Origin of the sequence: Pseudomonas sp. CFBP 8771 (genome assembly GCF_014841695.1) — a bacterium.
Classification (GTDB): Bacteria; Pseudomonadota; Gammaproteobacteria; order Pseudomonadales; family Pseudomonadaceae; genus Aquipseudomonas; species Aquipseudomonas baltica.
In genome coordinates, this window is sequence record NZ_JACYUJ010000007.1 from 284,329 (window position 1) to 300,651 (window position 16,323).

Sequence of the window (16,323 nt, forward strand, 5' to 3'; positions counted from 1 at the left end):
TGTGGAGTCCGCTGATGACTATTCGATCGCCCGTACTGTTCGTGTCCCATGGCTCTCCCATGTTCGCGGTCGAGCCCGGCCTGGCTGGCAAACACCTGGCCGAGCTGGGTCGTCAGCTGACGCGGCCCGACGCCATCGTCATTCTTTCCCCGCACTGGATGACCCGCGGCGACATCTGCGTGACCGCCAGTGCAGCCCCGCCGACGATTCACGATTTCGGCGGCTTCCCCGACGCCCTGTATCGGATTCAATACCCAGCACCGGGCGCACCGGCCCTGGCCGCGCGGATCGTCGACATGCTGCAGGCCGGCGGCTGGCAATCCCGCCTGGATGCCGAGCGGGGCCTGGACCACGGGGCCTGGGTACCTCTGCTGTATCTGGCGCCGGACGCGGACATACCGGTCATCCAGGTTTCCATGCCCGCTGCGCTCGATACTCATCAGGCCTGGAAGCTCGGCCAGGCGCTCAAACCACTGCGCGACATGAACGTATTGATCGTGGCGTCCGGCAGCCTGACGCACAACCTCTACGAATTCCGTGGCGCCACGCCCCACGGCGCGCAATACGTCAAGGATTTCGCCGCCTGGACGGCGAAGACCCTGGCCTCGGGTGATCTGCACGCGCTGCTGGACTACCGGCAATACGCCCCCTCGGCAGAACGCGCGCACCCCACGGACGAGCACTTCATGCCGTTGTTCATCGCGCTCGGCGCGGCGGGTGAGCAGTATGAAACGCGGGTGATCGAGGGCGGCGTCGAGTATGGGGTGTTGGCGATGGACAGTTATTTGTTCACGTAAAGCAGCAAGCGTGAGCTACACGGGCGGCCACTGGAATGGCCAGCCCTGCCGAAGTGGAACGTTCCGCTACCAATCCTCACTGCGCTCTGCGTGTTGGTGCAAGATTCGATACACCAGAATGGCATTGCCTTTCAGGGTGTAGATCGCACGGTAGGGATACTTCGCAAAGATCAACTCACGGCAATCGGGGATGCCCGACGCCTTGCCCAGTTGAGGAAACGCCTCCAGCTGGCTCAAACCATCCAACATCTGAAAAATGGTTTCTTCTGCTTTTTCAGGTCCTCTGAGCACTTCGTAGTGCTCATGAATACCATCGAGATCACTCGCCGCCTTGCTGGTTAATGCGACTTTCGGCACGCGCCACCCACTTAGCCTTTACGGCATCCAAATCGACCAGATTGCCTGCCTCTGCATCTGCGATGCCTTCGGCTACAGCACGGAAATGCCACGACTCGGATTCCACATAGCGAGCCAAAGCACGTTTCAAATGGTATTGACGATCTCGATCGGTGGCTTCGGCGAGCTGATCAAGCTGATCGATCAGCTCGGCTTCCACACGGAAAGAAAGAACGGGCGAACCCATGGCAGTACTCCTGGGACGTTTGTTTACGATGTATACGTTTACGCGCAACGTACACACTACCGATTGGAAGCTGCTTGAGCAATCCCTGTCGTGACTGATCCGGAAGTCAGCTGCTGCTTTCGAATATCAGGCTGCTGAAAAGCCTGGTGTGTACTGGTTAAATCACCACTGGCTGTACGGTATTACTTGCCAATTCGTCAGGTAGTTTCACTGCTACAACAACCCAGAGACCATACGGACATGCTCATCGACCTCCTGCCTGCCTTCGCCCTTTTCGCTCTGGTGTCGTCCATCACCCCAGGCCCGAACAACACCATGCTGCTGGCCTCGGGGGTGAACTTCGGTTTCCTGCGCACCATTCCCCATGCCTTGGGCATCAGCCTGGGTTTCATGCTGCTGGTGCTGGCAGTCGGACTGGGCCTGGGTGAAATATTCACCGCCGTGCCCTGGACCTACACCGCACTGCGCTGGATAGGCGCGGCCTACCTGCTTTATTTGGCATGGTGCATCGCCACCTCGGGCAGCATGAGCGAGGCAGGAGAACAGGACAGTACACCCATGACCTTCCTCGGCGCCGCCGCCTTTCAATGGGTCAACCCCAAGGCCTGGGTGATGGCGGTCGGCGCCATCACTACCTATGTGCCAGCGCAGGGTTACGTTTATAACGTGGTGGTCATCGCCGCGGTGTTCGCACTGGTCAACCTGCCCAGCGTCTGCGTCTGGGCCGGCTTCGGCAGTGTCCTGCGCAACGTGCTTCGGGTGCCGCGCTGGTTGCGGCTGTTCAACTGGAGCATGGCGGCGTTGCTGGTGCTGTCGTTGTATCCGTTGTTGCAGAGTCCGGCGCCGGTATGAGGTGTTGGAAAGTCATCCGCGTATTAGCGTTCCGGCGATGTATTGGGCTGTTTCCTGATGGCCCGGTCTTGGGATATGCGGTGTGTATGCGACGGTTTCACGACACGCTTTTGAGCTAGCATTGTAGATACTATGTCTATACAAAACGCTTGCGGCTGACTCGACATGTATCTACGATGTTTACACTTTTTCAGGAGGTTGCCATGGAAGTCAAAGTGCAGCAGTGGGGCAATAGCGCGGCGATTCGCCTGCCAGCAACTGTGCTCAAGATGATGAATCTGGTCAGCGGCGATGTGCTGAAACTCGATGTGTCCGCCGAGGTGATGACCCTCAAGCCTGCGAAAGCCAAGCCGCATTACTCGCTGGCCGAGCTGATGGCGCAGTGTGACTTGAGCGCACCGGAACCTGCCGACATGGCAGCGTGGAATGCCATGTCGGCCGTTGGGCGTGAGGCGTGAGGCGGGCCAAGTTCAACCGTGGCGATATTGTGCGCCTGAGCCTGAACCCCACCGCCGGCCGTGAGCAGCAAGGCGATTTCCGTCCGGCGCTGATCATTTCGCCTGCGGCCTTCAACGTGTCGGGCTTGGTCCTGATTGCGCCCATCACCCAAGGCGGGGATTTTGCCCGCCATGCTGGTTTTGCCGTGCCACTAAGTGGTTCCGGCACCGAGACGCAAGGCGTGGTGTTGTGCAATCAACTGCGCACCGTTGACCTCGAGGCTCGTGGAGGCAAACGCGTAGAGACGGCCCCTGAGGTGGTGATGGACGATGTACTGGCCCGCATTCAGGTGTTGATTGAGTAAGGAAAACAATACCAGCGCCGGCCCTCGCGGAAGAATCCATTGGAAAATACGCTGCAATATCGGCAGCGACACCTACCGGCCCACACTGGATACACCCATGAAATACAGCATCCTGGCTTCGCTGTTGGCTTTGAGCCTGAACGCATCGGCCGCTCAACAGAGTCTTGATCTACCTAGTTGCGACATCAAAGCCCAGCGCGAGCTGGTGGGCGAAACAGGTGGCAAGATCACCGACCCTCGACAGGCCCACATCTCGGTACGAGCCAACATTCTCAGCGCGGACATCGGCACCACGCGAAAAACCCGCAAGATCAGCCAAGCTCAAGCCGACCGTATGATCGAACGTGTCGAAGTCGTCCGTCATCAAACCGACCAATTCGTACATCAGCAGGGCTTCTTGAGCGCAGCGGAAAAAGCCAGTTTCGACCGAGAGTTCGACAGCCTCGCCATGCAGTTGTGCAAGCAGAAGAGTCGGAGTGAATAGGTCGATGGTATGCTCACAACGCGGATAAAACGCTCGACTCACAACACCGCAGCTCACCTAAGAAGAGCATCCGCAACCCAGCGAATCGATCGAAGAAGGTCACCTCATGAAACTGAAAGCTTTTTACTATTGCACTGCTTTCCTGTGCGCGGCTACGTTGGCTGGTTGCTCCACCAACACGGTCGTCACGTTGCAGAACGGCACACAGTACATCACCAAGGATGTACCTGACGCCAAAACGAAAGACGGCTTCTATGAGTTCGAAGATGTTTCGGGCAAGCAGGTAAGGGTCAAGGCAGACGAAGTGGCTACCGTGAAGGAAGAGGATTGATCCTGCCGTAACGCCGCGCCCCGGCGACACAGAGGATCACCGCTACTGTGACGCCGAACATGCCAAGGCTGACCTGTTCGTGCAGCAGTACCGCGGCCAGTGCCAGGCCAAAAAATGGTTGAAGCAGTTGTAGCTGGCCGACAGCGGCGATGCCGCCCTGCACCAGGCCGCGGTACCAGAACACGAAGCCGATCAGCATGCTGAACAACGACACGTAAGCCAGGCTCAGCCACGCCGGTGTGCTGATGCCGGAAAACGAAGCGGGCGCCAACCATGCTGTCAGTGGCATCACGACCGGCAGCGCCAACACCAGCGCCCAGCAGATCACCTGCCAACCACCCAATGTTTTGGAAATTTTTGCCCCTTCGGCGTAGCCGAGGCCGCAGGCAAGAATGGCCAAGAGCATCAGAATGTCGCCGGTCGGTGAGGCGGTCAGCCCTTGGGTGACGGCAAACCCGACGACTATCAGACTGCCCAGCACCGAGAAAAACCAGAACGCCGCCCCAGGGCGCTCGCCACCGCGCAGGACGCCGAACGCGGCAGTCGCCAGTGGCAACAGGCCGACGAACACAATGGAATGGGCCGACGTCACGTGCTGCAATGCCAACGCCGTCAGCAGCGGAAAACCGATCACAACGCCCATCGCCACAATGATCAAAGGTAATAACTGCTGACGTGCCGGTCGCCGCTCTTTGAACAGCATGAGCAGGCACAGCGCGAGCACGCCGGCGATGGCTGCCCGTGCCACGGTCAGAAATACCGGGTCGAGTTCCAGCACAGCGATGCGAGTGGCGGGCAGCGAACCGCTGAAGATCACGACACCGATGAGACCATTGACCACCCCACTCGCGGGTTTTGCTGTCGCCTGGCTGTGCACGTCAGAGGTGCGTTCCATTGAGTGTCCACTCCATGTCGGGTTGCATGTAGCGCATCGTATGACCGACTATCGTGACAATCAAAAAATTGTCATGGATACACTTCGAGATGGCTCGTCCCCGGTACAAGTCCCTGGTAGATACCTTTGCAGCCGATATTCGCGCCGGACGTTTGCCGCCGGGTACGCGTTTGCCGACACATCGCCAACTTGCGGCTACCCATGGATTGGCCTTGGTCACCGCCAGCCGGGTGTATGCGGAGTTAGAAGCCATGGGACTGGTCAGCGGCGAGACCGGGCGCGGGACGTTCGTGCGGGAAACCTCACTGCCGCCCGGCCAAGGTATCGATCAGCCGGACGTTGCTGCGGGTGTGATCGACCTCAACTTCAACTATCCGGCCATGCCAGGTCAGGCCGACCTGTTGCGCAGTGCCTTGCGCCAGCTGGCGTTGTCCGGCGACCTGGAAGCGCATTTACGCTATCAGCCACATGCGGGTCGCCTGCATGAACGGGCTTCAATCGCCCGTCATCTGATCCACCGTGGCGTCACGGTGGATCCCGAGCAGATTCTGATCGTCAGCGGCGCCCAACATGGTTTGGCGATAAGCCTGATGGCATTGCTGAAACCTGGGGACGTGATCGCGGCAGATGCGTTGACCTATCCTGGGTTCAAGTTGCTGGCCAAGACATTGCACCTTGAAGTTGTGCCCATTCCCGCCACCGCACAAGGGCCGGATCTCGATGTCCTCGCCTCGCTCTGCCACCGTCGTTTGGTGCGCGCCGTGTACACCATGCCCACGTTGCATAATCCATTGGGCTGGGTGCTGCCTGCCGATCAGCGCGAGCGCTTGGTGGCGATCGCCCGCGCGCATGATCTGATGATCATTGAAGACGCAGCCTACGCGTTTCTGGCGCAAGATCCGCCGCCACCCATCATTGAGTTGGCGCCTGAAAGAACGTATTACGTGTCAGGGTTTTCCAAGAACATCGCCACCGGCTTGCGCGTCGGCTTCGTCGCAGCCCCTGCGCATCGAGTGGACGCGTTGAAGCGCACGGTCAAGGCCACGACCTGGAACACACCCGGCGTCATGACCGCCATCACCTGTGCCTGGCTCGACGATGGCACGGTCGCCACGCTGGAGACGCAAAAGCGCGCGGACGCGCAGGCCCGGCAGGCGTTGGCTGACACGTTGTTGTCAGGGTTGCCGGTGGTGCGCCATCCCTCTTCGTACTTTCTATGGCTGCCGTTGGCGGAGGATGCAAGGGCGGATCAAATCGCTCTGGAACTGATGCGCGAGCATGTGTCGGTCTCGACGGCCGAGCCGTTTTCGATCTCGGTTCATATCCCTCATGCACTACGCCTGGCGCTTGGGTCGGTGAGCATGGACGCCCTGGGTGAGGCGCTGGGCACCGTGAAGCGGGTGGTGGGGGCGTATATCTGATCTCAGTTCACCCAGGTACGAAAACGAAAGACCACGTCGTTCTACTCGACCGCCGAATGCGATATGAGGTCAGTTTGGGCGTGTGGCAATCAAACACGTTTGATTGCGTACATAAAAGCAAAAACAGCCAGGATCTTGAAAGTTGCCAAAAACCCTTTAAGGGCCAAAGAATACCACTCTGTTCCTTCAACACAGTCCATGCACTGCAGCGACGCAGGCGAGCTTCCTGACTTCTTGAACTCCAGTTCGCGGCAGTAGCCATAAAACATGAACGACCAGAGAAGCATGACCGCGCCCAATGCTTTGATCTTGTCTCTGGATGAGTAGATGACCTCTGGCTCAAGAAGGTAAACCACGCCTGCCAAGACAAAAATCAACATGCCCACATAAGCCATTTTTTTTCGGCACCTTGGCGACGCCCGAAAATTGTTGAATACATCGAAAGGATGAAATGTACGGTCCCTCTGTAATCTATCTTCGAGGGAAACCAAGTAGCCGGAGCAAAAAGCAAGCATCCCAATAATAAGAACAAGGATCATATGAAGCCCCGCATTAGCAAAACTGGGCAGAACACCGATCTACCATTTCCCGATCAGGCTGTGGCTCCCACGACCTCAATACTAACACCGGTACCCGCCATCGGAATATGATGCGGCAGTGGTGTCAACGCCCCCTTCTCGCGCGATCCATCGCCCGGCTCGGGTGCTAAAATCCCTCGTCCCTGGACTCCGCCCGAGTGATGCACTCATGCTCCTGAATCTCGAAATCCGCAGCTATGAGTGTGAAAACCCTCATCACTCCCACGATCATGCTCAATTGGTCCTGCCGGTTCGTGGCCAGATGGAAATCGATGTAGACGGTCGCGGCGGGAGCATCGATCAGTCATTGGCCGCCGTGGTGAGGCCAGGCTCGGTGCACTCTCAGCTCAGCCGCGCAGACAGCTGTTTTCTGGTGCTGGACTGCGCGCCGGCTCTGCTGGAGACACTTCAGATGGAGCATCTGGCTCGAAAGACGTACGTACCTATCTCCCCTGCGACACGACGGCTCATCGAGTTCGCCGAGCTCATCGGCAACAAGCGACTAGCCTTGGACGCTCCACAGTTGAGCGTCTTGCACGGCCGTCGCCGCGAGCTTCGATCAGACCAGCATCGACCAGCTGACTCAGCCGCCGCTGCGCGGTACGTCGGGCTAGCTGAGGATGCTGCGCAAGGATCTCTGCCAATGTCAGGCCAGACGCCGATTCAAGGATGGTTTCCTTCAGAGCTTCCAAATTTGGCATAGTGTTTTGGCGCGATTCGAAACAAGGATGGCGCAATTGTGGCGCGATTTCGAGAATCGCGCCAATTTATGGCGCGATTTATGGCGCGATCTGCAGAATCGCGCCAACTGTCTTGGACGTTGCAGGAAACCAACACCGGCAACGACAGCGTCCGGGAGCAATTTCCTTCAATACAGCCCCTCCCATGATCTCTACCGTCAGTGCTCCCTCGCCCGTTTTGAAGGTGCCTGATGAGTATCGTCGTTTCCATGGCCGTTTTTGCACTGGCCTCTTCCATAAGCCCCGGCCCGGTCAACCTGGTCTCTTTGAGTTGCGGTGCCCACCACGGACTGCGGGCCGCCCTGCCCCACGTCACGGGGGCGACTCTGGGGTTCATCCTGCTGCTTTTGCTCATGGGCCTGGGACTGCACGAGATGCTGAACCGCTGGCCGTGGCTGACACAGCTGATTCGCATCGCCGGCGTGATATTCCTGCTGTACCTGGCCTACAGACTGGCAAGCAGTGATGGGCGAGTGAACACGGCGCACGTGCAGACACGACCCTCAGCCTTCACCGGCGCACTGATGCAATGGCTCAACCCGAAAGCGTGGCTCGCGTGCCTTGCGGGCATGGGCGCTTTCGTCGCCGACGGCAATGTGCGAATGGTGTGGATGTTCGCACTGATCTATCTGGTGGTGTGCTGGCTATCACTGGCCAGTTGGGCCTGGGCCGGTGCCTCGTTGCGCGACTATTTGAACAACACTGCCAGACTGCGCGGGTTCAATCGCGTCATGGCCGCGCTGCTCGGGGGCTGCGCCGTGTATCTATTGCTTGAGTAGGCACACCGCGATAGTGCCCTGGCCTCGTAGCCAAGGCGCGCTTGAACAGCCGCTGCAAGTGCGCTTGATCCGCAAAACCAACGCGCGCCGCGACCTGGGCGATGTCCTCACCTTGGCGCAGGCCATCGCGGGCCAGCTTGAGGCGGCAATCAATCAAGTACCCATGAGGTGTAAGCCCATGGCACGCTTTGAAAGCGCGGATCAGATAGGAAGGTGAAAGCTGCACAGCCGACGCTATATCCTCCAGCCGCAGTGCATCAGCGCAATGCTCACGGATGAATTCCGCTGCCTGGGCCATTTTGTGCGGTTCACTTTTGGCGTCATCGCTGACCGGCTGCAACCGCGCCACCAGTCGCTGGAAAAACCCCAGCGTTGCACCCTGCATGATAGTTGGCGGGCAGTCGCTGGCATTGAGCGTGCGATACAGATCGTCCAGCTCGTCAAACAGACCGACGTCGGCGCTGTAGGTCTGCGCAAAAGGCACGAAGCCCTTTTGCGTGCCAAAACTTTGCTGCTGCTGCAGATCCGCGAGCCACTGGGCATCCACGTAGAACATCCGGTACGCCCAAGGCTGTTCGTGCACGGGATTGCACGCGTGCACCACACCGGGGTTCATGAGCACCACACTGCCAGCACTGATCAGGCGGCTACTGTCGCCGTTCAAATAAGTGCTCTGCCCCTGCATGATCGCGCCAATGGAGAACGTCGAATGAGAGTGGCGCGCGTGGCTGAACGTGCGACCGTCCTCGACGTTGCGGATTTCCAGGTGTGCGAGCGCAGGATGACGCCAGTAGTGAGACATAGGTACTTCCATCCCGAGGGGCTCGCATGCAGAAAGGGGCAGCGTTGCCGTTGGGCACGATTGAGCTTGATCCTGAGCTTATACCGAGGGTCCGCGCTCGGCCAACTGCTGTCGTGAGCGCAATGAATGAGTAGCGATGCTAAGCCGGCGCACTCATTGCTGCGGCGTTACAAGCACGCCCTTGGCGCTACCCTAAAAGAGATCAACAAGTGGGTACTGGAAAAACCAGCCACCAATATGTTACGGTATAACATATTACTATTCACCTGAGGCAATGACTATGAAACCTGGAATCCACCCTGACTACCGCACGGTCCTGTTCCACGACACGGCTGCGGACGTCTATTTCCTGATCGGTTCGACAGTAGAAACGGATCGAACCCAGACCCATACGGATGGCAACGTGTACCCGTATGTCGCCCTCGATGTCTCGAGTGCTTCACACCCTGTCTACACCGGCCAGGTCCGCAAGACTCAGGCGGAAGGCCGTATTGCCGGATTCAACAAGCGTTTTGCCGGTTTCGCGTCGAACAACAAGTGACCCCTCGTAACCAGTGTCGCTGAAGCCAGTGCGCCCCGCTGGCTTTGGTCCTGGCGAGACGTTTACTCGGCTGCACGTCACGCACCGTGGTGCCAAGCCCTCTATCGCGACAGTATGCAGTTAGACTGTGCACACATTTCAGGTATGGATCCCGAGCCGTGAGCGTGATTCTGATCAGCATTGTGTGCATCATCTTCTGGACCACTGTGTCATGGCTCTCAGGCACTGCGGAGCCGTGGGACGCAGCGGGTTACTGGACCACTGTCTACCCTGCGGCGCTGGTGCTGTCAGCCATTCTGGGGGCAATGTTTCTACGCTTCAGCCTGATAGCAGGCGCGATAGTCATGTTTGCCCAACTCCCGGTGGTCGTAGTGTCTGCCGGCGTTTCGCCCTTGCTGGCTGTGGGGGTCATCTATGTCGCTCTCCTTTCCATTCCTGCAATGATGATCTCTTGGGGGTCCGGAAAACTGCGGCGTTTTTGCAGCGGTTGAGTAGCGGCAGGCTGCTGGCCCCTCTGCTCGGAATTGATCCTTACAGTATCGGGTGATGAGGCATCGGAGATGCTTCGATGGCCAATATCCTCGATTAGGAGATGCGAGATGAAGGATCAGGACAACCATGCGCTGGTGAGCACGTTGATATTCCCTATTGCTCCCATCGTGGTGATTTTCGCGCTTTCGGCTCTCTGCGCAGATAGGTGGCACGCAGCCCATTACACGCCAGGCGAAGATGGTGGTGAAGCTGAGCCTGCCATGGCGCTTATTCTGATACCGCTGCTGCTGACGATTTTCGCCATGGTCCTTGCAGGAATGACAGCACTCAATCGCTGGGTCGCCCGACGGTTCGCTCCGGGCGTCTGGTGGCGCCTCGCAATGGCCATTCCGCGAATGCTGCTGGCGGGCCTTTCACTGCTGCTTTTTCTCGTCTCCGCTGGTTTCTTCATGGGCGACGTAACGGCCATAGGACACTGGCAGGTAGTTTGCGCCTGGATTGCCTGCCTCATCGTAATGGCGACGTTTGTTGTTCAGCAGTATCGCCGCCTGACTGAATGAAAATCGGACGTAGGCACCGCCGACGACTTCGTGGCGGCGGGTGGTTCTTCGATCTGGAACAGTCGAGGTGAAATCCTTTGCAGTGCTGGTGTAGATCAGGAAGCGTTGATTGCGTATGACATGGAGACTGGCGAAGCGGGTATTTTTAGCCTGGTGTGAAACCCCACGCTTGATGTCGCGGCAGAGGACATTGCCGGTTACCTGCGCGCGAGCCCGGCGATACCACTGCACAGAAAAATTTTGTAGACGACCGGTCGGTATGTGTTTACCATGCTGCCCATCATGAAGAAACCAGCTCAAGACATGCGGCAGCACATCATCGATGTGGCTCGTTCGCTGATGACCAACAAAGGCTATACGGCCGTTGGCTTGGCCGAAGTGCTGAGCACGGCGGGTGTGCCCAAAGGGTCGTTCTATTACTACTTCAAGTCGAAGGAAGAGTTCGGCCAGGCTTTGCTGGAAGAATATTTCTCCGAGTACCTGGGCCGCGTGGACGCGCTCATGGCAAAGCCTGGAAGCGGCGCCGAACGCTTGCTGGCCTATTTCAACTACTGGACTGAAACCCAAGGCACTGACCTGCCCGAGGGCAAATGCCTGGTGGTCAAGTTAGGCGCAGAGGTCTGCGATTTGTCTGAAGACATGCGCGCTGTGCTCGAAGTCGGTACGGCGAAGATCATTCAGCGCATCACAGCATGCGTGGACATGGGCGTAGCCGACGGCAGCATTCATCCAGAAGGTGACCCTGCAGCCTTTGCTGAATCACTCTACCAGCTATGGTTGGGCGCCTCCCTGCTGGTCAAGGTGAACAGATCCACGGAGTCCTTTTCAAAAGCTCTGATCATGACCAAGCGCTTGCTGCACTAGTACGCGCTTTTTATTTACCCAATTTAGTAGACGACCGGTCCACTACAAAGGCTTAGAACATGAAAGACATCAGCAACACCACTGACCTGTTTTCTCCCGTACGCATGGGTGCCATCGAACTGGCTAACCGCATTGTCATGGCGCCCGTCACCCGTAGTCGTTACGGCGAAGCAGGTATCCCCACTGAGTTGCACGCCACTTATTACGCTCAGCGGGCCACCGCTGGATTGATCGTGGCTGAGGCGACCAACATCTCGGCTCAAGGCCGCGGCTACGCGGCGACCCCTGGCATCTGGAGCGAGGAGCAGGTAGCAGGATGGAAAAAGGTCACCGATGCGGTGCACGCTGCAGGTGGCAAGATTGTCAGTCAGCTCTGGCATGTAGGGCGCTTTTCAAGCGTCGACCTGCAACCCAATGGCGAGGCGCCGGTAGCACCTTCCGCTATCCAGGCAGAGGGTAATACCTACACAGCCGATGGTTTTGTGCCTGTGTCCATGCCGCGAGCGCTCGAAACCGACGAGATTCCCGGCATCATCGAGCAGTACCAACACGCGGCCAAGAATGCCAAGCGCGCGGGTTTCGACGGGGTAGAAGTGCATTCGGCCAACAGCTACCTGCTGGACCAGTTCCTTCGCGACTCCACCAACCAGCGTACAGACCAGTACGGCGGATCCATCGAGAACCGCGCGCGTCTGACCCTTGAAGTGACCCGAGCAATCGTCGATGTCTGGGGCAATGACCGCGTAGGCATTCGCCTGTCACCGGTGACACCGGATGCGGGAAACACGCCACCGGACAGCAATGTCATGGGCCTTCACGGCTACCTTATCCAACAGCTCAACGCGCTGGATCTGGCCTACCTGCATTTTGTCGAAGGGGCCACGGCCACCTCCCGAGAAGTGCCGGCAGGTGTCGACATGGACGCATTGAGTGCCCAGTTCAATGGTCGGTTCATTGGCAACAACAACTACGACCTGGAGATGGCGGTCGAGCGGCGCGCAGCGGGCAAGATCGACGCTGTGGCATTCGGCCGCCTGTTCATTTCCAACCCAGACCTCGTCGCGCGCCTGCGCCACGGTGCCGAGCTGACCATTGCGCCTCGTGAGTCGTACTACGGCGGCGGCGCCAAAGGCTACACCGACTGGCCATTGGGTAATTACTAAGACCAGCACTTACCTACTCCCCTGCCCGGTTCATCTGGCACTCCCCAACGGTTAGTACGCGCCACCTACGCGGGAACACCGCCACAAAGGAACACGACATGAATTACCTGGACAAGAAAACCGCCATCGTCACTGGCGCCTCTTCTGGCATTGGAGCCGCCACGGCTAGAGCGCTGGCGGCCCATGGCGCCAACGTCATCGCCGCGGCCCACGAAGAAGCGGGCCTCGTCGTTCTGGTCAGCGAGCTACGTGCCGCCGGTTATGAAGCGGTGAGCTACGTAACGGACGTTACCTGCCCAGAGCAAACACTGGCGATGGCCCAGTTCGCCAAGGACACCTACGGCTCAGTGGATATCTTGGTGAACAACGCAGGCCTGATGCTGTTTTCCAACTGGGTCGACCTCGCCACCCGCGACTGGAACGCCATGATCGATGTGAATATCAAGGGCTACCTGAACGCCATCGCGGCCGTTCTCCCATTCATGATTCAGCAGAAGTCCGGCCAGATCTTGAACATGGACTCAGTGGCAGGGCATCAGGTCGGCCCAGCCGCCGGTGTCTACAGCGCTACCAAATTCTTCGTTCAGGCTATGACTGAATCCATGCGCAAGGAGTTGGGTGTGCACCACGGCATCCGCGTCAACACCGTAAGTCCAGGCGTGATCAATACCGGCTGGGCCGACAAAGTGACCGATCCCGAAGGCCGCAAAGCCGCCAAGGCGCTGAATGAAATCGCTATCGCGCCCGAGGACATCAGTCGCGCGGTGATCTACGCACTCAATCAACCAGCCAACGTAACTGTGAACGATCTGATCATTTCGCCGACGCGTCAGGACTGGTGATCGGATTATGCACGTCGATGTAACCCAGTGATCCGTCGAATCCAACTTCAGGAGAAACACCCTATGAGCAACAACATCAAAGCCGTGCCAACCAGCGATTACAACGCCGTCATCGAAACCGCCAGCAACTATGTCGAAGGCTTGCGTGCAGGCAGCGTTGCCATCATCGCGGAAGCGTTTCATAAAGACGCCGTGATGTACGGCTTCACCAACGGTCAACTGTTGGGCGGGCCGATCAGCAACCTGTATACGTTCGTCGAAACCAACGGCACGGCGCCAGACATCAGCACTCGTCTGGACGTGCTGGCTATCACTCCGACCACCGCTGTCGTACGCGTCGATATGGAAAAAGACGCGATCGGCGCTGACTACAACGACTACCTGACGTTGATCAAAATCGATGGTGCCTGGAAAGTCATTGCCAAGGTTTACCACCAATTCGAAGGCTGACTGCGCAGGCCTGTGCCGGTGCAAGCCGCACCGGCACTTCCCCACAACAGGAGCAACCCATGTCCAGAGTTTTTGTCATTGGCGCCGCCGGTAAAGTCGGCAAACGCCTTGTCAGTCTTCTTGTCAGCAACGGTCACGACGTAGCCCCACTGCATCGGCAGCGCGTCGATTGATTTGGCTGCAAGCACGCTCAGCCAACGATAATTTTTAAAGATATGGCTTTGAAGGCTTTTGGAGTTTGATGTATGGCAACAGTTGAATACAGCGCCGTTATCGCAACCACTGCAGAACACGCCTGGAAAGTGCTAAGAAACTTTGGGGAAATAGCCCAATGGCACCCGGCAATCAATGAAAGCAGCCTCGAAGATGGGCAATCAGAAAGCACGATTGGCTCAGTCAGACGGCTTGATCTGGCAGACGGAGGCGTTCTTCGCGAACGCCTTCTGGTACTGGATAACCCCCAGATGCGCTTAACATACAAATTCGAAGAATCACCTCTACCGCTCGACAACTATCGAGCAGACGTCAGGGTGATCAAGGTCAGTGGAGAGCTTCAGTGTGTCATTGAATGGCGTGCGAGCTTCGACGTCCGCGATGCAGAAATGACTGCCCACTTTGAAGCGCTGATCACCCGGCTGGTCGTGGATGGCCATGACAGCCTGGCGCTTTACCTCGCTCAGTCACGGACGTGCAAAGACGGGCACTGAAGCCAGCCGGTTTGAAGGACTACTGATGCCCCATCACCGGCCAGCCTGCGATCTAAAGCGGCGGGCGCTCGAGGGCGACCCAGGCCTGCACGCTGGGACGCTGCCATTGACGTTGCGCATACTCCACCAACGCTGAAGGCACAGCATCGCCATTGAGTATCAGCCGGTTGAGCATGAGCGCCAGATCGACATCCACTATCGACCATTGGCCGAAAAGATTTTCTGCGCCGTCTTTGAGCAGCGCTTGCGCCGTATAGAACAACTTGTCCGCTGACTCACGAGCCGTCGGCGACAAAGGGCCATATTGCTGACCATAGAAAACCCCAACGGTGGAACGCTCCTGCCTGATGGGCAGCAGATCGCTACGGATCCAGGCCTGAACCTGCCGCGCTTTTGCCAAAAGCCGAACGTCTTTTGGATAAATCGGCACTTCGGGGTAAACGCTTTCGAGATACTCCGTGATCGCTGAAGATTCCGACAAGGCAAAATCTCCATCCACCAGCGTGGGGACCCTTTGGGTTTGCGAGAGAACAGCGTAGGCATCTGCCTGGTGTTCAAGTTTCTGCAGGTCGACTGCGCTCATCGCAAAATCGATACCCTTCTCGCGCAATGCAACAAACACCGACAGGGCATAGGGGCTGGTGAATTGCGAATCGACGTACAAGTGCAAACGGCTCATGGACTGATCTCCTTATGCAGAAGACTCCACGCTACGAGATTAAGCAGAGAGAGGGAAATCAATGATTTTCATGGGGGTATTCTTGGTAGGAATGGGCGGTGTTGGGGTGTTGGTCTGGATAGGCTAGGGTCTGGGTCGATAGTACCCAGACCACGCGTTTATCGGCTCAGGCGAGTACCGGCTCGGTGCGGACCATGGCAGTCTCGAGGTACGAATCAAGCGTCCCAGTGGCTACGCGATTCCAGACCAGGCGTTTAAAGGTTGGCACAAGTGACAGCTTGTTTGATATCATAGCCTCGTCAGCACAGACCGGAACCTTCGCTTGAAGGGGTGTTGATTTCGGAGCGAAAGCTCTCCCAGCCAGTGTGCGGGATAAGGCGCAAGCCGAAAGAACAGGCCGATATTGAGACACGCAAAAAGCCCCTGTGCGCAAGCACAGGGGCTTTTTGCTTCCTGTCACACCGACTTTCCTTTATTGCGCATCTCCAGTACGTAACGCGTGTTGAATGCTTTCCCTTTGGGCAGCGAGTGGCGACCCCAGGTATCAACCTCATAAGCGCTGATGACGTGCATTCGCAATAGATTCGTCGTTTCGGCGGGCTTGGTGATGGAAAAGAAAATCGCGCAATCATGTAGATCCAGACAAAAGTACCTCTGGCCACTGTTCTTGCTGTTATGCGGCACTACCATTCCGGTATAGAAGCGGCGCTCTATGTAGTCACGCAGCTGGGTGCTACAGTGGTACCGCGAAGGGCAGAAGTATCTATGTTCATGCTTGTGCCGCAGCGGCTCACCGTTGCCTTTATCGTCCGTGAAGCAATGAAAGCCGAATTCGAAACGGACGGTCAGCTGGTTACCACCCACCTCGAAGGTCATCTCGAACGGCTGCAAATGCGCCATACTCTTGGTAACACCGTTGATGACCAGATGATTCCATTGCATGTTCAGTAGCAGTCCAAGC

At 57.7% G+C, this 16,323-nt stretch carries 23 protein-coding genes and 2 pseudogenes; 18 read left to right on the top strand and 7 right to left on the bottom strand.

Going from position 1 to position 16,323, the window contains the following annotated elements; genetic code table 11:
- Positions 1 to 14: 14 nt before the first annotated feature.
- Entirely contained in the window at positions 15 to 797 is a 783-nt protein-coding gene (locus tag IFT80_RS17835; protein WP_192137986.1) for a DODA-type extradiol aromatic ring-opening family dioxygenase, read from the top strand.
- 66 nt (positions 798 to 863) lie between these two features.
- On the opposite strand, the gene IFT80_RS17840 is transcribed toward IFT80_RS17835, so the two are convergent.
- Complete coding sequence (locus tag IFT80_RS17840) at positions 864 to 1,154, bottom strand: type II toxin-antitoxin system RelE/ParE family toxin (RefSeq protein ID WP_122476170.1); 291 nt, start codon at positions 1,152 to 1,154, stop codon at positions 864 to 866.
- Positions 1,117 to 1,380, bottom strand: a complete 264-nt coding sequence (locus IFT80_RS17845; RefSeq protein WP_122476172.1) for a CopG family ribbon-helix-helix protein — start codon at positions 1,378 to 1,380, stop codon at positions 1,117 to 1,119. Before IFT80_RS17845 ends, IFT80_RS17840 begins: the two co-directional genes overlap by 38 nt.
- A 240-nt stretch (positions 1,381 to 1,620) precedes the next feature.
- Here IFT80_RS17845 and IFT80_RS17850 point away from each other — a divergent pair, with 240 nt between their 5' ends.
- The 5 genes from IFT80_RS17850 to IFT80_RS17870 all read left to right on the top strand — a co-directional run bounded on the left by IFT80_RS17850 (position 1,621) and on the right by IFT80_RS17870 (position 3,849).
- A complete protein-coding gene (locus IFT80_RS17850) occupies positions 1,621 to 2,232 on the top strand; it encodes a LysE family translocator (protein ID WP_192137987.1) in 612 nt (203 codons plus the stop codon).
- 203 nt (positions 2,233 to 2,435) lie between these two features.
- Complete coding sequence (locus IFT80_RS17855; RefSeq protein ID WP_192137988.1) at positions 2,436 to 2,690, top strand: AbrB/MazE/SpoVT family DNA-binding domain-containing protein; 255 nt, start codon at positions 2,436 to 2,438, stop codon at positions 2,688 to 2,690.
- Positions 2,691 to 2,719: 29 nt separating this feature from the next.
- Positions 2,720 to 3,034 (top strand): type II toxin-antitoxin system ChpB family toxin, encoded by a 315-nt coding sequence (locus IFT80_RS17860; protein ID WP_446731001.1) that lies wholly within the window; start codon positions 2,720 to 2,722, stop codon positions 3,032 to 3,034.
- Complete coding sequence (locus IFT80_RS17865) at positions 3,027 to 3,518, top strand: hypothetical protein (protein ID WP_244652471.1); 492 nt, start codon at positions 3,027 to 3,029, stop codon at positions 3,516 to 3,518. Before IFT80_RS17860 ends, IFT80_RS17865 begins: the two co-directional genes overlap by 8 nt.
- 106 nt (positions 3,519 to 3,624) lie before the next feature.
- Positions 3,625 to 3,849 carry a YgdI/YgdR family lipoprotein gene (locus tag IFT80_RS17870; RefSeq protein WP_122476182.1) on the top strand — a complete coding sequence of 75 codons (225 nt, stop codon included), beginning with the start codon at positions 3,625 to 3,627 and terminating at the stop codon, positions 3,847 to 3,849.
- Here IFT80_RS17870 and IFT80_RS17875 read toward each other — a convergent pair.
- Entirely contained in the window at positions 3,827 to 4,744 is a 918-nt protein-coding gene (locus IFT80_RS17875; RefSeq protein WP_192137990.1) for a DMT family transporter, read from the bottom strand. The two genes, IFT80_RS17870 and IFT80_RS17875, sit on opposite strands and share 23 nt — an antisense overlap.
- An 89-nt stretch (positions 4,745 to 4,833) precedes the next feature.
- Between IFT80_RS17875 and IFT80_RS17880 the strand changes: the two genes are divergently transcribed.
- On the top strand, positions 4,834 to 6,165 hold the full coding sequence (locus IFT80_RS17880) for an aminotransferase-like domain-containing protein (protein WP_192138041.1): 1,332 nt from the start codon (positions 4,834 to 4,836) through the stop codon (positions 6,163 to 6,165).
- Positions 6,166 to 6,254: 89 nt separating this feature from the next.
- On the opposite strand, the gene IFT80_RS17885 is transcribed toward IFT80_RS17880, so the two are convergent.
- Positions 6,255 to 6,560, bottom strand: a complete 306-nt coding sequence (locus tag IFT80_RS17885; protein ID WP_185794406.1) for a hypothetical protein — start codon at positions 6,558 to 6,560, stop codon at positions 6,255 to 6,257.
- A 352-nt stretch (positions 6,561 to 6,912) separates the two neighbouring features.
- Here IFT80_RS17885 and IFT80_RS21765 point away from each other — a divergent pair.
- Both IFT80_RS21765 and IFT80_RS17890 read left to right on the top strand, forming a co-directional pair.
- Positions 6,913 to 7,278: pseudogene (locus IFT80_RS21765) on the top strand (AraC family transcriptional regulator); the annotation flags it as partial.
- A gap of 396 nt (positions 7,279 to 7,674) precedes the next feature.
- Positions 7,675 to 8,262, top strand: coding sequence for a LysE family translocator (locus IFT80_RS17890; RefSeq protein ID WP_192137991.1), 588 nt, complete (start codon positions 7,675 to 7,677; stop codon positions 8,260 to 8,262).
- On the opposite strand, the gene IFT80_RS17895 is transcribed toward IFT80_RS17890, so the two are convergent.
- Complete coding sequence (locus IFT80_RS17895; protein WP_244652472.1) at positions 8,213 to 9,064, bottom strand: helix-turn-helix transcriptional regulator; 852 nt, start codon at positions 9,062 to 9,064, stop codon at positions 8,213 to 8,215. The genes IFT80_RS17890 and IFT80_RS17895 overlap by 50 nt on opposite strands.
- 280 nt (positions 9,065 to 9,344) lie before the next feature.
- Between IFT80_RS17895 and IFT80_RS17900 the strand changes: the two genes are divergently transcribed.
- The 9 genes and pseudogenes from IFT80_RS17900 to IFT80_RS17935 all read left to right on the top strand — a co-directional run bounded on the left by IFT80_RS17900 (position 9,345) and on the right by IFT80_RS17935 (position 14,683).
- Positions 9,345 to 9,605 (top strand): type B 50S ribosomal protein L31, encoded by a 261-nt coding sequence (locus IFT80_RS17900; protein ID WP_122713851.1) that lies wholly within the window; start codon positions 9,345 to 9,347, stop codon positions 9,603 to 9,605.
- 158 nt (positions 9,606 to 9,763) lie between these two features.
- The gene (locus IFT80_RS17905; protein ID WP_192102378.1) at positions 9,764 to 10,096 is read left to right on the top strand and encodes a hypothetical protein; all 333 of its coding nucleotides are present in this window, start codon (positions 9,764 to 9,766) and stop codon (positions 10,094 to 10,096) included.
- A gap of 108 nt (positions 10,097 to 10,204) precedes the next feature.
- Complete coding sequence (locus IFT80_RS17910) at positions 10,205 to 10,657, top strand: hypothetical protein (protein ID WP_192137992.1); 453 nt, start codon at positions 10,205 to 10,207, stop codon at positions 10,655 to 10,657.
- 282 nt (positions 10,658 to 10,939) lie between these two features.
- Complete coding sequence (locus tag IFT80_RS17915; RefSeq protein WP_122714116.1) at positions 10,940 to 11,521, top strand: TetR/AcrR family transcriptional regulator; 582 nt, start codon at positions 10,940 to 10,942, stop codon at positions 11,519 to 11,521.
- A 59-nt stretch (positions 11,522 to 11,580) separates the two neighbouring features.
- Positions 11,581 to 12,684: an alkene reductase gene (locus IFT80_RS17920; protein WP_192102380.1), complete on the top strand. Its 1,104-nt coding sequence runs from the start codon at positions 11,581 to 11,583 to the stop codon at positions 12,682 to 12,684.
- A 98-nt stretch (positions 12,685 to 12,782) separates the two neighbouring features.
- Complete coding sequence (locus IFT80_RS17925) at positions 12,783 to 13,526, top strand: SDR family oxidoreductase (RefSeq protein WP_192058034.1); 744 nt, start codon at positions 12,783 to 12,785, stop codon at positions 13,524 to 13,526.
- Between the two features lie 63 nt (positions 13,527 to 13,589).
- The gene (locus IFT80_RS17930; protein ID WP_192053041.1) at positions 13,590 to 13,976 is read left to right on the top strand and encodes a nuclear transport factor 2 family protein; all 387 of its coding nucleotides are present in this window, start codon (positions 13,590 to 13,592) and stop codon (positions 13,974 to 13,976) included.
- 59 nt (positions 13,977 to 14,035) lie between these two features.
- Positions 14,036 to 14,137 (top strand): annotated as a pseudogene (locus tag IFT80_RS21770) (NAD-dependent dehydratase); the annotation flags it as partial.
- Between the two features lie 84 nt (positions 14,138 to 14,221).
- Positions 14,222 to 14,683, top strand: coding sequence for an SRPBCC family protein (locus IFT80_RS17935; protein WP_192137993.1), 462 nt, complete (start codon positions 14,222 to 14,224; stop codon positions 14,681 to 14,683).
- 52 nt (positions 14,684 to 14,735) lie between these two features.
- Here IFT80_RS17935 and yfcF read toward each other — a convergent pair whose 3' ends face one another.
- A complete protein-coding gene (yfcF, locus tag IFT80_RS17940) occupies positions 14,736 to 15,362 on the bottom strand; it encodes a glutathione transferase (RefSeq protein ID WP_122476216.1) in 627 nt (208 codons plus the stop codon).
- A 456-nt stretch (positions 15,363 to 15,818) separates the two neighbouring features.
- A complete protein-coding gene (locus IFT80_RS17945) occupies positions 15,819 to 16,304 on the bottom strand; it encodes a hypothetical protein (RefSeq protein ID WP_244652473.1) in 486 nt (161 codons plus the stop codon).
- Positions 16,305 to 16,323: the final 19 nt, after the last annotated feature.